Below are 14,123 nucleotides of genomic sequence, written 5' to 3'. Positions count from 1 at the left end.
GACCTGGTGCTGCCTTGTGCGGCCGCGCTCAGGCGTCGCGCTTGCGGCGCACGTAGATCTGCTTGCGCACGCGCGCGACCACGGTGCCGTCATCGGCGACGACGTCGTTCTCGAACCAGCGCAGCACCTTCTCGCCACCGGCGGCAGCCTCGCGCAGCTCATCCAGGTGCTCGTCGGTGAGGTCGAAGGTTGCGGTCACCGAGGACCGACCGGGGGAGACGAACTCGATCTCGGCGGCCTTGTCCCAGACGACATACTCCGGTCCCAGGTTGCGCAGGATCATCAGCATCCAGAACGGGTCGGTCATCGCGAAGATCGACCCGCCGAACAGGGTGCCCACGTAGTTGGTGGTCGTCGGCAGCCGCCGCAGCCGCACCCGCACGTGTCGGAAGTCCGAGCTCATCTTCTGGATCCGGATGCCGGAGAAGAGGAAGGGCGGCCAGGCGTTCATGCCGTGCTGCAGGGTGCGGTGGTGGGTGGCGAGCGACTTGATCCGCCCGACCCGCTGGGTGCTCCCGCTCATGCCGTATGCCCTGGCTCGGGTCCGACGCCGCCGCTCGGCACCACGCGGCACTGGCCGGCGACCCCGACCTTGACGCGGTCCCCGACGACCGGGGGGCGGGTGGTGAAGGTGCGGGCGTGGGCGGTGCTGCCGTCGGACAGCTCGAGCGCGATGAGGGCGTCGTGGCCGTGGAAGTCCACCGCGCGCACCACGGCGGGCACGCCCTCCGGGTGGCCAAGGACGACCTGCTCGGGGCGGATGACGACGTGGTCGGCGCCCAGGAAGGCGGCCTCACCGACGGTGACCGGGCCCAGCGGCGTCTCGATCCGACGGTCCGGGCCGGGGCCGGTGACCGGCAGCGGGACGAGGTCGGCCTCGCCGACAAAACTCGCGACCCAGGCGTCCGCCGGGCTGAGATAGACCTCTTCGGGGGTGCCGACCTGGCGCAGCTCGCCATCGCGCATCACGGCGACCCGGTCGGCCATGGAGAGCGCCTCGCCCTGGTCGTGGGTGACCAGGATCGCGGTGGTGTCGGTCTCGCGCAGGGCGGCCCGCACGTCACGACGCAGATCCACGCGCAGGGTGGCGTCGAGCGCGCTGAACGGCTCGTCGAGCAGGACCAGCGGCGGCCGCGGCGCGAGCGCCCGGGCCAGCGCGACACGCTGCTGCTGACCACCGGAGAGCTCGTGCGGCATCCGGCGCCCGAGCCCTGCCAGGCCGACCAGCTCGAGGCACTCGTCGATGCGGTGGGCCCGGCTCGTGCCGCGCCCGCCGCGCAGGCTCTGCCGACCCAGGCCGAAGCCGACATTCTCGGCGACGGACAGGTGCGGGAAGAGCGCGCCCTCCTGCGGCACCACGGCGACCTGGCGCCGGTGCGGGGGCAGGTGGATGCCGGGCAGAGCCACGGCGCGCCCGCCCAGCGCGATGCGCCCACGGTCGATCCGCTCAAAGCCGGCCATGCAGCGCAGCAGCGTCGTCTTGCCGCAGCCGGAGGGCCCGAGCACAGCCAGGAACTCGCCCTGGTCCAACAGCAGGCTGACCTCGTGCAGCGCCTGCACGTCGGCGAAGGACTTGCCGATGCCGACGATCTCGACGGCACGCGTCGCCTCGCGGGCGGCTGCGGCAGCCTGCTCGCTCGTGGTCCCCGCGCTGGTGGCGCTGGGGGTGCTGGTTCTGGTGGGCATCAGAGTCATGTTTTCACGCTTCGCACGAGATCGAGATCCCGGTCCTCCGTGGGCTCCTGGTGCAGCGGCTCCGTGCGGGTCATCAGCGCGGCCGTCTCCCGGTCACCGGCAGCGGGGAGGATCCCGGTCCGCCGGACGATGATCCAGGTCGGCACAGCGGCCAGCGCGACCAGGACGAGGGCGTAGGGGGCGGCTTCGGCATACCGGCCGATCCCGGTGGCGCCCCACAGCCGGGTGGCGAGGGTCTCCATCCCGGTCGGGCGCAGCAGCAGGGTGGCGGGCAACTCCTTCATCGCGGTGAGGAAGACGAGCGCGGCGCCAGCGCCGATCCCGGGCAGGGTCAGCGGCAGCGTCACTCGCCCGAAGACGCTGGCCGGGCTCGTCCCCAGGCTCGCGGCCGCCTCCTCCAGCGAGGGCGGCGCCTGCGACGCGGCCGAGGCGACAGCGGTGACGCCGAGCGGCAGGAAGAGGGTGGCGTAGGCCAGCGCCAGCAGCCACGTGGTCTGGTACAGCGGCAGCGCCACCGTCACCCCGAAGAAGACGAGCGAGAGCCCCACCACGACTCCCGGCAACGAATGGCCCAGGTATGCCGCTCGCTCCAGCAGGCGGGACAGTCGCCCTGGGTGGCGGGCGACCAGGATCCCGACCGGCAGCGCCAGCAGCATGGTCAGCCCGGCGCCGAGCAGCGAGGCGGTCAGCGAGCCCACCGCCGCATCACCCAGCCGGCTCCACGCATTGGCCGCGGTCGTCCCGGCGCTGATCCAGCGGACCAGGGACACGGCGGGCACGCCCAGCGCGGTCACGACCACGGCGAGCAGGCCTGCGAGACCGGCGAAACGCCATACGCCAAGGTCCAGGGCCCGGGCCGGGCGCACGACGCGGGGCGCGGAGAAGCGGGCGCCGGCGCGACGGGTGAGCCCCTCGCCCCACAGGATGACCACGGTGAGGATGACCAGGAGCGTGGCCAGCGCGAGCGCCATCCCGCGGTTGAAGCCGACGTTGAAGGCGGTGAAGATCGCCCGGGTGAAGGTGTCCAGGCGCAGGATCGAGACCGCGCCGAAGTCGGCGAGCACGTAGAGCGCGGCGAGCAGGGCGCCACCGGCGATCGCCGGACGCACCTGGGGGAGGGTGACCGACAGGAGGGTATGCAGTGGCCCCCGCCCCAGGGCGCGCGCCACCTCCTCCTGGCTCGGGTCGACCTTGACGAGCGCGGCGGCGACGGGGAGGTAGACGTAGGGGTAGGTGTAGAGGGTGAGCACCACCGCGGCGGCGACGAAGCCCTCGAAGCGCGCGCCCGGCGCGCTGGACCACAGGTCGCCCACCGAGACCCAGGTGAAGGCGGCGACATAACTGGGCACCGCGAGCGGCAGCGCCAGCAGGACCGCGAAGATCCGGCGGCCGGGGGTGTTGGAGCGGGTGACCAACCAGGCCCCGGCCACGCCGATGACCAGACAGGCGGCGGTGACCACGATCGCGAGGAGCAGCGAGGTCGTGGCCAGCCGAGCCACCCGCTCGGTGCCGACGATCGACCACCACTGCGCTAGACCGCCCTGCCCGGTGCGGATCAGCAGATAGGCCAGGGGCAGCAGCGCGACCGCCGTGGCCACGAGGGCCCCGACGGTCAGCGCTGGGTGTGGTCGGCGGTGGGTCAGAGCAGGCCTGCCTGGGTAATCATCTCGATGGTGTGCTGGAGGTCGTCCAGGTCGTTGAGGTCGATCTCGGGGGCGTCGAGCTCGTCGAGGGCCGGCAGCCCGGCGGGCGGGTTGACGCCCTCGATCATCGGGTACTCCGCGGTCTGCTCGACGAAGTAGGTCTGGCCCTGCTCGGAGAGCAGGTAGTCGATGAGCGCCTGGGCGTCGCCGTCGGGCTGCTCGCCGACCAGCGCGATGCCGGAGATGTTGACCAGGGCGCCGGTGTCGCCGTCCTCGAAGAAGTGCAGGGCGACGTTGAGGTCCTCGGGCTCGACGCCGCGCTCCTGGGCCAGCTCGTAGATGTAGTAGTGGTTGACCAGGCCCACGTCGATCGCGCCGGAGTCGACGTCAGCGACGATGACGCCGTTCTTCTCGCGGATCTGCGGGTCGTTGGCGGCCAGGTCATCCAGCCACTGCTGGGCGACGTCATCGCCCTCGAGCACGCGCATCGCGGTGACGAAGGCCTGGAAGGAGGCGTTGGTCGGGGCGACGCCGACGCGGCCGGACCACTCGGGGCCGGTGAGCTCGGAAACGTGCGCCGGCAGCTCGTCGGCGGAGACGTTGTCCTTGTTGTAGGCCAGCACGCGCGAGCGGCCCGTCAGCCCGACCCAGTCGCCGTCGTCGGAGCGGTAGAGCTCAGGAACGAGGTCGAGGGTCTCCTGCGGCAGGGCCTGCAGCAGACCGCCGTTGGCGACGGCGCCGAGGGCACCGGCGTCCTGGGCGAGGAAGACCTCGGCGGGGGAGTTGTCGCCCTCCTCCAGCAGCTGGGCGGCCATGCTCGCGGTGTCGGCATAGCGCACCTGCACCTCGATGCCGGTCTCGTCGGTGAACTGGTCGAGCACCGGCTGGACGAGGTCCTCGTTGCGGCCGGAGTAGAGGGTGAGCGTGCCGTCGCTGTCGCCCTGGGCCGCGGCGCCGGTGTCGGTGCCGGTGCTGTCGTCGGCGGTGCTGTCGCCGCTGTCGGTGGCCCCGTTGGTGGCCGAGCCCCCGTCGGTGGTGCCCCCGTTCGCGCCGGTCTCGCCGGAGGTGGTGCCGCCGTCATTGCCGCAGGCGCTCAGGCCCAGGGCGAGAGCCGTGAACGAGGTGAGGGCGAGGGTGGCGCGGCGGGCGCGGATCATGAACGACTCCTTGTCGCTGACGTGTGCTGCCTGGTTAGGCAAGCCTTACTTCAGCACAATATCCGCACGTCACGCAATTCCAGCAGGAGAACGTGTTGTAAATCACGATGGGGAGGGGGTGGTCCCGGCCAGGTGAGGCACACGGCATACAGGGGCGTGGAGGGGGCGCGGGGAAGGGGTCCGGACACGCGAAAGCCGCGGGTGCATCAGGGGCGGACCCGCGGCTCATCGCGTGGCCAGGGGCGGGGTCGAACCGCCGACCTTCCGATTTTCAGTCGGACGCTCGTACCAACTGAGCTACCTGGCCGTGAGTAGTGCTGTGGCGTGGCCCCGGTCTTTCGACCAGGACCACGCCGCACTCTCTGCGACCCCGACGGGACTCGAACCCGCGACCTCCGCCGTGACAGGGCGGCGCGCTAACCAACTGCGCCACGGGGCCATATTCAGGAATATGACCTGTGCACCCCCAACGGGATTCGAACCCGTGCTACCGCCGTGAAAGGGCGGGGTCCTAGGCCGCTAGACGATGGGGGCCTATCCGTTGAGGACAGTGAGTGAGCATACGTGATGGTCGGGCCCGACACAAAAACGAGTCCCGTATGCCCTCGCTCACCCTGGTGCGCAGGCCGGCAACGCGGCCCGCAACACGCCCGGCCTGGACCGGCTCAATCGCGCCCGGGCACGGCTGAGCTGGTCGGCCTCGGCGTGTCCGTGGGACAGATTGTCCTCAGGAGGCACGCAGGTGCTCGGGCACCTCTTTGCTGGCGGCCCACGCGACCAGATCATCCACCGCCCAGGTGTTGACCACGCGCTCGGGAGAAACGCCATACCGGACCGCGCGTTCGCAGCCGAGGTCGAGGAAGTCGAGCTGGCCGGGGGCGTGGGCGTCGGTGCTGATCGCGAACAGGCAGCCGAGCTCGATCGCCAACTCGAGCAGCTCGCCGGGTGGGTCCTGGCGCTCGGGTCGGGAGTTGATCTCGACAGCGGTGCCGGACTCGACGCAGGCCTCGAAGACTGCTCGCGCGTCGAACCTGCTCGGGGGCCGCATCCGGCCGCCGCTGCGCGCGCCGCGGTCGCCCTGGCGCGGCATCAGCCGGCGGCCCGTGCAGTGACCCAGGATCGAGGTGAGCGGGTCCTGGACGGCGGCGATCATCCGGCGGGTCATCGCGGCCGGCTCCATTTGAAGCTTGGAATGCACGGAGGCGACGCGGAGGTCCAGGGCGGCGAGGAGGTCGCGCTCCTGATCGAGCTCGCCGTCGTCGAGGATGTCGACCTCGATCGCCTTGAGCAGCCGGAAGTCATGGTCGAGGTGGGTGTTGATGGCGTCGACCACGGTGAGTTGGCGGCGGAGCCGGTCTGCGGACAGGCCGTTCGCCACCCGCAGGCCGCGCGAGTGGTCGGTGAGCGCCAGGTAGTCGTGGCCGAGCTCCATCGCGGTGGCGACCATCTCCTCGATCGGGGAGCCGCCGTCGGACCAGTCCGAGTGGGTGTGCAGGTCACCGCGGAGCAGCGCGCGCATCTCCTCGCCGCCCTCGACCAACGGGCCGGCGGCGTCGGCCTCGAGCTCGGCGAGCTTGTCGGGGATCCGCCCCGCGACCGCCTGCTCGATGACGGCTGCGGTGGAGGGGCCGATGCCAGCGAGCTCCTGCAGTGTCCCGGTGGTGACCCGGCGGCGGACCTCCTCCTCGCCGAGCGGCAGGATGATCGCCGCGGCCTTGCGGTAGGCCTCGACCCGCCGCGTCTCGGCGCGGCTGCGCTCGAGCAGGAAGGCGATCCGGCGCAGGGCGTCGACGGGCTCCGGGGCGGCGGCTTCGCTCATAGGCTTGAGGGTATGACGCACGTGCACGCCGCGCCGCTGGCGCAGATCGACCCGGTCACGCTCTACGGGATCCTGCGGCTGCGGGTCGACGTCTTCGTGGTCGAGCAGAACTGTCCCTATCCCGAGTTGGATGGCGTGGACACCGAGCCGACCACCGAGCACCTGTGGATCGAGGTCGACCGTGACCCGGTCGCCACCGTCCGCACCCTCGTCGACGCCGACGGTCTCCATCACCTCGGCCGGGTCGCCACCCACGCCGCGCACCGAGGCCAGGGGTATGCCGCAACCCTGGTCCGCGCCGGCCTCACCCGGATCGGGGAGCGGCCCGTGCAGATCGGGGCGCAGGCCTATCTGGAAGAGTGGTACTCGCGGTTCGGCTTCGTGCGGAACGGGGAGGACTATCTGGAGGACGGAATCGCGCACCTGCCGATGCGCCGGGAGCCGGACGGCGCCGTCTGAGGGCGGGACCCCAGAACTGTCGAGCACGCAAGACGTTTCGGCACGTGTACGCCTGAGAGCCTTGTCTGAGCCGAGCAGCCTTGTCCCAGTCCGGGCAGGACAAGGTTACTCACGCAATGTCGTAGAAATTGCCTTGTATGGCGTGAGTAACCTTGCATCCCCGGCAGCCGCACCCGAGGGGTGGCAGCGTGGGCTACCGCCGTTGGTGTGTCAGTCCCGCAGGCCGCGCTGCTGGCGGAAGTCCTCGCCAAGGTACTCCAGGGCCAGCCGGGCGTAGACCTGCTGCTCGGTGACCGTGCGCTCAGAGCGGCCACGGCCCACGAAGCTGACCGCCCAGTGCATGAGCGTCTGCACCTGGGACTTGAAACCGATGATGTAGAAGAGGTGCACGGCCAGCCACGCCGCCCACGCCGGATAGCCGGTGAGCTCGAGGTTGCCGCGCTTCATGACCGCCCGGAAGCGGGAGATCGTGGCCATCGATCCCTTGTCGTGATAGACGAACGGCTGGCCGGTCTCCTCGTTGCGCAGCCTCCGCAGGATCTGGTCGGCGGCATGCCGGCCGCCCTGGATCGCGCCCTGAGCCACGCCCGGAACATCCTCGACCGCCGCGAGGTCACCCACGACGAAGACCTCCGGGTGACCGGGCAAGGAGAGATCGGGGAGGACCTTGACCCGACCGGCGCGGTCCAGCTCGGCCTCGCTCTGCTCGGTGAGGGCACGGCCGAGGGGGTTGCCCTGGACGCCGGCGGCCCACACCTTGGTCTGGGCCGCGATCCGCTCTTGCGTGCCGTCCTTGGACTCCAGGACGACGCCGGATTCGTCGACGTCGACGACCTTGCGGCCGAGCAGCACCTCGATGCCGAGCTTGCCGAGGTCGCGCTCGGTCTTGGCGGCCAGGTCGGGGCCGAACGGGCCGAGCACCTTGTCCGCGGCGTCCACCAGCAGGATCCGTGCGGAGGCCGGATCGATGTGGCGGAACTCCTTGCGCAGCGTCCGGCGGCTGAGCTCGGCCAGCTGACCGGCCATCTCCACCCCGGTCGGGCCAGCGCCCACGACCACGAAGGTCAGCAGCCGGCGCACCGCGTCGAGGTCGCCGGAGTGAGCCGCCAGCTCGGCCAACTCGAAGGCGCCGTAGATGCGCCCCCGCAGCTCGAGCGCGTCGTCGATGGTCTTCATGCCGGGGGCGTACTCCGTGAAGTGGGGCGAGCCGAACCAGGACTGGTCGGCCCCAGCGGCCACGATCAGCGAGTCGTACTCGTAGTGCGTCTCGGTCCCGACCGTCGTCGCGCGGACGGTGCGCTCCAGGAGGTCGATCTCGACGACGTCGCCGAGCAGCACGGTCGCATTGGTCTGCCCCGCCAGCACATCGCGGGTGGTCGGGGCGATCACGCCCTCGGACAGGATCCCGGTCGCGACCTGGTAGAGCAGCGGCTGGAAGAGGTGGTGGCTGGTCCGGGCCAGCATCGTCACCTGGACGTCGTCGGCGCGCAGCGCCTTGGTCGCGAACAGGCCGCCGAAGCCGGATCCGATCACCACGACCCGGTGCGGAGTGGACGGGATGGGCGAAACGCTCATGTATGTGGCAGCGCCCGGTTCGCAGGAATCCTTCCCCTACGTGACGAGACGTGGGTCACGGGCCCTCGCGCGTTCGGTGGGGCCTAGCAGCGACATGGCGGACGTTCGGTGGGGCCTTGCAGCGACATGACGGACGTTCGGTGGGGGTCTGGAGGGACATCTCGCGCGTTCGGTCGGGGAGGGGTGGGGGAGACTGGGGGCATGAGCAACCCGGAACGCGATGGTGCGGAGGTCGAGTGCGGCGCCGATGGCCAGCACGGCGGCGTGGAAGTGATCACGCCGCGGGAGGTGCCATTGGGTGGGCCCCGCGCGATGACGGTCCGCCGGACCCTCCCGGCGCGCGGACGCTCGATGATCGGCGCGTGGTGCTTCCTGGACCATTACGGGCCGGACGAGATCGCCGAGACCGGTGGGATGGTCGTCCCGCCTCACCCGCACACCTCGCTGCAGACGGTGTCGTGGCTGTTCAGCGGTGAGATCGAGCACCGAGACTCCACCGGTGCGCACGCCATGGTCGTCCCGGGCGAGCTCAACCTGATGACGGCCGGGCACGGCGTCTGTCACAGCGAGGTCTCCACCGATCGCACCGACATCCTGCACGGCGTCCAACTCTGGACCGCGCTGCCCGCCGAGCACGCCGACGTCGACCCCGCCTTCGAGCACTTCGCCCCCGAGCCGGTCCCAGTTGGCGGCGCTCGGGTCAGCGTCTTCCTCGGTGAGCTCGGGCTGCCTGGCGGCACACGCGCCAGCTCGCCGGTCACCACCTACACCTCCCTGCTCGGCGCCGAGATCGTCCTCGACCCCGACGCCAGCCTGACCATCGACGTCGACACCACCCACGAGCACGGCATCCTCCTGGACGAGGGGGTGCTGACCTGCCGGGGCGCCGATCTCGCCAGCGCGGAACTCCTCCACATCGCCCCCGGCCCCGACGCGCTCACCCTCACCGCCGGCTCCGACGGCGCGCGTGTGATCCTCCTGGGCGGACCACCCTTCGGCGAGCAGATCGTCATGTGGTGGAACTTCATCGGCCGCAGCCACGAGGACGTCGTCCGCGCCCGCGAGCAGTGGCAGGACGAACTCGGGCACGACGCCGACGGTCGCTACGGGTCCTTCGACTACCCGGACGGCGACTCGTTGCCCGCCCCCGACCTGCCGCACGTGCGGCTGCGGCCACGCGGGTGAGGAGCCCACTATGCCCAACCCAGCCTGACGAGCCGACCCTGACGAGCCCCCGATGACCACCGCTCCCCGCGTGCTGCTCGTCGACAATGTCGACAGCTTCACCTACAACATCGCCGACCTCCTGCATCGCGTGCTCGGCGCCGCCCCGGTGGTCTGGCGCAACGACCACGCCGCCGGTGCCGAGGACCTGCTCGGCTTCGACGCGATCGTGGTCGGCCCGGGCCCAGGCCGCCCCCAGGTCGCCGCCGATATGCGGCTGTCCGATCTCGCTCTGCGCCAGCGCGAGGTGCCCGTGCTCGGGGTCTGCCTCGGTCACCAAGGTCTGGCGCACCTCGCGGGCGAGCAGGTGGTCCAGATGCGGGTGCCGCGCCACGGCATCGTCAGCCCGGTCGAGCACGACGGGACCGGCATCTTCGAGGGTGTTCCGAGCCCGCTCCAGGTGGTCCGCTACCACTCCCTTGACGTCCCCGAACCTTTCGTCTCAGGCCTGTGCGTCACCGCCCGCGCCACCGACGATGGCAGTGTGATGGGCCTGTCGGACCCGGACGGTCCGCGCTGGGGTGTGCAGTTCCACCCCGAGTCGGTCCTCTCCGAGCACGGCGAGCTGATCGTCGCCAACTTCCTGCGCCTCGCCGGGATCACGCCCGTTCCCGCGCACGTCGGCGAGGCGGATCGCGGTCCGGTCGCGGTCGGGGACACCCTCGCCCCGCACCTCGATGCCGCCTCGGTCTTCGCCCACCACCTCGATGTCCGGGTATGCCGCTTCCCCGGCCCGGTCGACGACTGGCGCCTCCATGCCGCGCTGCTCGGGCAGGGCCCTGTGCGTGACGAGGGTGCGGCGTCGATCTGGCTGGACGCCTCGGACGGCTCGGGCTGGTCGCTGCTGGTGGACGCGACCGGGCCGCTCGCGCGCACCCTCACCCACCGCGTCGGCCAGGGCGGACCGGACCTGCTCGACCGCCTCGACGCGGAGAGTGCCGGGCTGCGGCTGACCTGCGAACCCCTCGACCTCCCCTTTACCTGGCGCCCCGGCTGGGTCGGCTGGTGGGGCTATGAGCTGCGCGCCGAAACCGCCAGCACCGCCAGCGCGCACCCCTCACCGTGGCCCGACGCCTGGCTGCTGCTCGCCGACCGCGGCATCGTGATCGACCACGCCTCCGGCGATGTGTATGCCATGTGGTTGGAGGACGATCAGCTCGCCCAGGTGCAGGCCGAGTGGGTCGCCCGCGTCGGGGAGGCGGTGGGTCGTTCCCGCCCGAGCACCGACCCCGGTGAGGGAGCGTGGGGTGGGGGAGGAACGGCATACGGGACGGGTGGGGTGCCGGGGGTGCGCCCGCGGGACGGGCGCGAGGAGTATCTGGCCAAGGTCCGGGCGGCGCAGGAGCAGATCCGGCGGGGCGAGTCCTATGAGATCTGCCTGACGACGACGTGGGAGGGGAGTGGGACCGGGGTGGGGGAGGTGGACCTGTATCGGGCGATGCGGGAGGTAAGCCCGGTGCCGCACGGCTGCTGGATCCGGACGCCGGAGGTGAGCGTGCTGGGGTGCTCGCCGGAGCGGTTCGTCTCAGTCGATGGTCACGGGGTGGTGGAGAGTCGGCCGATCAAAGGGACCCGGCCGCGGTCGGCCGATCCGGTGCAGGATGCCGCGCTGGCCGCCGATCTCGCCGCCGCGGAGAAGGACCGTGCGGAGAACCTGATGATCGTAGATCTGCTGCGCAACGACCTGCACCGGGTGTGTCGGGCGGGCAGCGTGCACGTGCCGGAGATCTTCGCGGTCGAGAGCTTTGCGACTGTCCACCAGTTGGTCTCGACGGTGCGGGGGGTGCTGGCCGAGGGGATGGGGCCGACCGATGTGCTGCGCGCGTGCTTTCCGGGCGGGTCGATGACGGGTGCGCCGAAGGTGCGGACGATGGAGATCCTGGACGGGCTTGAGGGGGCGGCGCGGGGGATCTACTCCGGTGCGATTGGTTGGATCGGGTTGGACGGGTCGATGGATACGTCGATCGTGATCCGGACGGCGACCTGGGTGCAGGGGGAGGGGGCGGGCGGCGATGTGACCTTCGGCGTGGGCGGCGCGGTGACGGCGCTGTCCTCGCCGGAGGAGGAGCATGCCGAGATGGTGACCAAGGCCCAGTCGGTGCTTCGGGCCCTGGGCAAAGCCGCAGGCGAGTCCCGGATCAAGACCATCCAGCAACGATCGCGACCTTGGCAAAACCCACCCGCACCCACGCCTCGCACATCTTTCTAAACGTCACTCCGCTCTGGTGGACGTCGGCAAGCGGATTCCGACCTCATCGGCGTGAACTCAGCGACTTCTTCAAGGGGTGAACACGTAGAATACCGTTGCGCCCATGCACTCAGTGTCCATATCCGGATAGAGTGGATCTTCATGGCCAACCCACATTCCCCCGACGAAAACATCTTCCATTCCTAGGATGAACTCTGTGCCGTCGGGCAACTTTGCGCCGTTTGATAGGCGCTTGGTATCGAAGGGTAAATACAATACGCCTAGCTGGTCGTCCGACTCCACCCCGAGGCAGCCGTCAACATTCAGCACTGATGCGCGGATTCCCCCTTCTAATCCTGAAGGCGGGTGGTCCTCCGTCGCGACAACAAGGTCCATCTCGGCGTCGGGCATGATTCGCTCGCGAGAGATTCCTCCCGACTCGCTCTCAGGTCTTATAACGCGATCGCTCGAAATTTCTTCGTTGCAGCTCGCGATCAACGGGAGGGAGATGACTATGGCGGACCACCAACCTAACGTTCGTCCTGAAAGCAGAGTGCGATTCATCGCGTCTAGACCCGCCGACCCTGCGCTAAGAAGATAGGCGCGCGCGTATTCTTCGCGGCAAAGGCGGCTGAGCGGTGATCTAGTGTGACCGTGGCTGGGAATAGGGTGAGAACAAGGGCGAGCAAGGGCATACCGAGCGCTGGTAGCCTACGATCTATTGCCTGTCCTCTCGGGCAAGGTGTCCAGCGCAGGGTATCGCCCGAAGTGGCCACTCGGCAACGGTCGGACGAGACGTAGACAGAGAGCTGGTTAAGCGCCTGGACGGGCTTGAGGGGGCGGCGCGGGGGATCTACTCCGGTGCGATTGGTTGGATCGGGTTGGACGGGTCGATGGATACGTCGATCGTGATCCGGACGGCGACCTGGGTGCAGGGGGCCGGTGCTGGTGGGGACGTGGCCTTTGGGGTGGGTGGCGCGGTGACGGCGCTGTCCTCGCCGGAGGAGGAGTATGCCGAGATGGTGACCAAGGCCCAGTCGGTGCTGCGGGCGCTGGCCAGGGCTCACTGACGCGAGCGGACTGTCAGGTCGTCCGTCGCTCGGGAGGTGGGACCGTGCCGCCAGGCCCGGGCGGCGAGGAGGGCGCCGAGGGCACCGATCGCGCTCAGCAGCACGGACACTGCTGGCAGCCCGAGCGTCGCGCCCAGCAGGCCCGCCAGTGGGTAGGTGAGCAAGAAGCAGGCGTGCGAGAGCGAGAACTGTGCTGCGAAGACGGCCGGCCGGGTGGCGTCGGTGCTGGCCCGGCGCAGCAGGCGTGCCGACGGCGTCAGGATGGTCGAGCTCGCCGCCCCGATGAGCCCCCAGAGGAGGAGCAGGGCTACCCATTGGGTTGGGCCGGAGAGCCAGCTGAGCACTCCGGCGGTGATCAGCAGCAGAAGGGGGATGGCAGCACCGCCGGTGAACATGACCCGGCGATCCGGCACGCGCTCTAGGAGTGTGGGCACGGAGAGTGCGACGAGCATGGAGCCAGCGCCCGACACGGCGAGCAGGAGTGCGACATCGGTCTGCGTACGGTTGAGGGTGCCCTGGACCAGGACCACGGTGTTCACGATGACCATCGCGGTCGCGGTCGCGACGACGAGGTTGAGGCCCATCAGCCCCCTGAGTTCACTGCTCGCCCAGAACTCTCGTGTGCCGCGGGTCAGGCGGTCGATGAAAGGTGCTGGGGCGGGCGGGGCGATCTCTGGGAAGCGGGTGGCCAACACCAACACAGTCGAGACGGCGAAGCCGAGCGCGGTGCCGATGAAGAGGTGGTGATAGGTGGTGATCGTGAGGAGGGCGGCGGCGAGCATCGGGCTGGCCAGGGACTCCAGGTCGTAGGCCAAGCGCGATAACGACAGCGCGCGGGTGTACTGCCGCTCGTCGGGGAGCACGGAGGGGATGAGCGCCTGAAAGCTCGGGGTAAAGGTGGCCGAGGCAGCTTGGAGGAGAAAGATCAACAGGTAGATGTGCCAGGCCTCGGTCACGAGGGGAAGGCAGAGCGCGACCGCGACCCTGACCAGATCCGCGCTGATCAGGACCACCTTGGGGCGGACGTGGGCGACCACGGCGGAGGCGAGGGGAGAAATCGCGACGTAGGCCACCATCTTGATGGTCATCGCTACGCCCAGCACGACGCCGGCCTGGCCGCCGGCGATGTCGAAAGCCAGGAGGCCCAGGGCCACCGTGAGCAGTCCAGTGCCGAGCAGCGCGATGACCTGGGCGCCGAAGAGCTTGGCGTAGGCCGGGTCATTGAGGACGCCGAGCAGGGAGAGTCGGCCAACTGGGATGTTCGTGTTTGCGTCGATGCGCAAATGCTACATT

At 70.1% G+C, this 14,123-nt stretch carries 12 protein-coding genes and 3 tRNA genes; 4 read left to right on the top strand and 11 right to left on the bottom strand.

From position 1 onward, the window contains the following. Window positions 1-28: 28 nt before the first annotated feature. From ACQBAT_RS13230 to ACQBAT_RS13195, 8 genes are all read right to left on the bottom strand, one after another. A complete protein-coding gene (locus ACQBAT_RS13230) occupies window positions 29-523 on the bottom strand; it encodes a DUF4442 domain-containing protein (protein WP_420747323.1) in 495 nt (164 codons plus the stop codon). Further along, entirely contained in the window at window positions 520-1,686 is a 1,167-nt protein-coding gene (locus ACQBAT_RS13225) for an ABC transporter ATP-binding protein (RefSeq protein WP_420747322.1), read from the bottom strand. Before ACQBAT_RS13225 ends, ACQBAT_RS13230 begins: the two co-directional genes overlap by 4 nt. A gap of 5 nt (window positions 1,687-1,691) precedes the next feature. Further along, on the bottom strand, window positions 1,692-3,293 hold the full coding sequence (locus ACQBAT_RS13220; protein ID WP_420747321.1) for an ABC transporter permease: 1,602 nt from the start codon (window positions 3,291-3,293) through the stop codon (window positions 1,692-1,694). 41 nt (window positions 3,294-3,334) lie between these two features. Continuing rightward, entirely contained in the window at window positions 3,335-4,495 is a 1,161-nt protein-coding gene (locus ACQBAT_RS13215) for an iron ABC transporter substrate-binding protein (RefSeq protein ID WP_420747320.1), read from the bottom strand. Window positions 4,496-4,728: 233 nt separating this feature from the next. Further along, window positions 4,729-4,802: transfer RNA gene (locus ACQBAT_RS13210), tRNA-Phe, on the bottom strand. A gap of 58 nt (window positions 4,803-4,860) precedes the next feature. After that, window positions 4,861-4,934: transfer RNA gene (locus tag ACQBAT_RS13205), tRNA-Asp, on the bottom strand. A 22-nt stretch (window positions 4,935-4,956) separates the two neighbouring features. Then, a tRNA-Glu gene (locus ACQBAT_RS13200) sits at window positions 4,957-5,029 on the bottom strand. A 193-nt stretch (window positions 5,030-5,222) separates the two neighbouring features. Beyond that, a complete protein-coding gene (locus ACQBAT_RS13195) occupies window positions 5,223-6,314 on the bottom strand; it encodes a PHP domain-containing protein (RefSeq protein WP_420747319.1) in 1,092 nt (363 codons plus the stop codon). A gap of 12 nt (window positions 6,315-6,326) precedes the next feature. On the opposite strand from ACQBAT_RS13195, the gene ACQBAT_RS13190 reads away from it, so the two are divergent. After that, a complete protein-coding gene (locus ACQBAT_RS13190; RefSeq protein WP_420747318.1) occupies window positions 6,327-6,773 on the top strand; it encodes a GNAT family N-acetyltransferase in 447 nt (148 codons plus the stop codon). Window positions 6,774-6,983: 210 nt separating this feature from the next. Here ACQBAT_RS13190 and ACQBAT_RS13185 read toward each other — a convergent pair whose 3' ends face one another. Then, entirely contained in the window at window positions 6,984-8,348 is a 1,365-nt protein-coding gene (locus ACQBAT_RS13185; protein WP_420747317.1) for an NAD(P)/FAD-dependent oxidoreductase, read from the bottom strand. Window positions 8,349-8,549: 201 nt separating this feature from the next. Between ACQBAT_RS13185 and ACQBAT_RS13180 the strand changes: the two genes are divergently transcribed. Together ACQBAT_RS13180 and pabB are read left to right on the top strand one after the other, a co-directional pair. Further along, the gene (locus ACQBAT_RS13180; RefSeq protein WP_420747316.1) at window positions 8,550-9,533 is read left to right on the top strand and encodes a pirin family protein; all 984 of its coding nucleotides are present in this window, start codon (window positions 8,550-8,552) and stop codon (window positions 9,531-9,533) included. A gap of 52 nt (window positions 9,534-9,585) precedes the next feature. Then, window positions 9,586-11,781 carry an aminodeoxychorismate synthase component I gene (gene pabB, locus ACQBAT_RS13175; RefSeq protein ID WP_420747315.1) on the top strand — a complete coding sequence of 732 codons (2,196 nt, stop codon included), beginning with the start codon at window positions 9,586-9,588 and terminating at the stop codon, window positions 11,779-11,781. Between the two features lie 69 nt (window positions 11,782-11,850). On the opposite strand, the gene ACQBAT_RS13170 is transcribed toward pabB, so the two are convergent. Continuing rightward, entirely contained in the window at window positions 11,851-12,171 is a 321-nt protein-coding gene (locus tag ACQBAT_RS13170; protein ID WP_420747314.1) for a hypothetical protein, read from the bottom strand. 305 nt (window positions 12,172-12,476) lie between these two features. Between ACQBAT_RS13170 and ACQBAT_RS13165 the strand changes: the two genes are divergently transcribed. Beyond that, entirely contained in the window at window positions 12,477-12,830 is a 354-nt protein-coding gene (locus ACQBAT_RS13165) for a chorismate-binding protein (protein ID WP_420747456.1), read from the top strand. Here the strand turns inward: ACQBAT_RS13165 and ACQBAT_RS13160 are convergent. After that, the gene (locus tag ACQBAT_RS13160; RefSeq protein WP_420747313.1) at window positions 12,824-14,113 is read right to left on the bottom strand and encodes an MFS transporter; all 1,290 of its coding nucleotides are present in this window, start codon (window positions 14,111-14,113) and stop codon (window positions 12,824-12,826) included. The two genes, ACQBAT_RS13165 and ACQBAT_RS13160, sit on opposite strands and share 7 nt — an antisense overlap. Window positions 14,114-14,123: the final 10 nt, after the last annotated feature.

It is taken from the genome of Ornithinimicrobium pulveris, from assembly GCF_050261105.1.
Taxonomy (GTDB): Bacteria; Actinomycetota; Actinomycetes; order Actinomycetales; family Dermatophilaceae; genus Ornithinicoccus.
The sequence above is the reverse complement of the archived record's forward strand: the minus strand, read 5'-3'. Positions and strand labels throughout refer to the sequence as shown.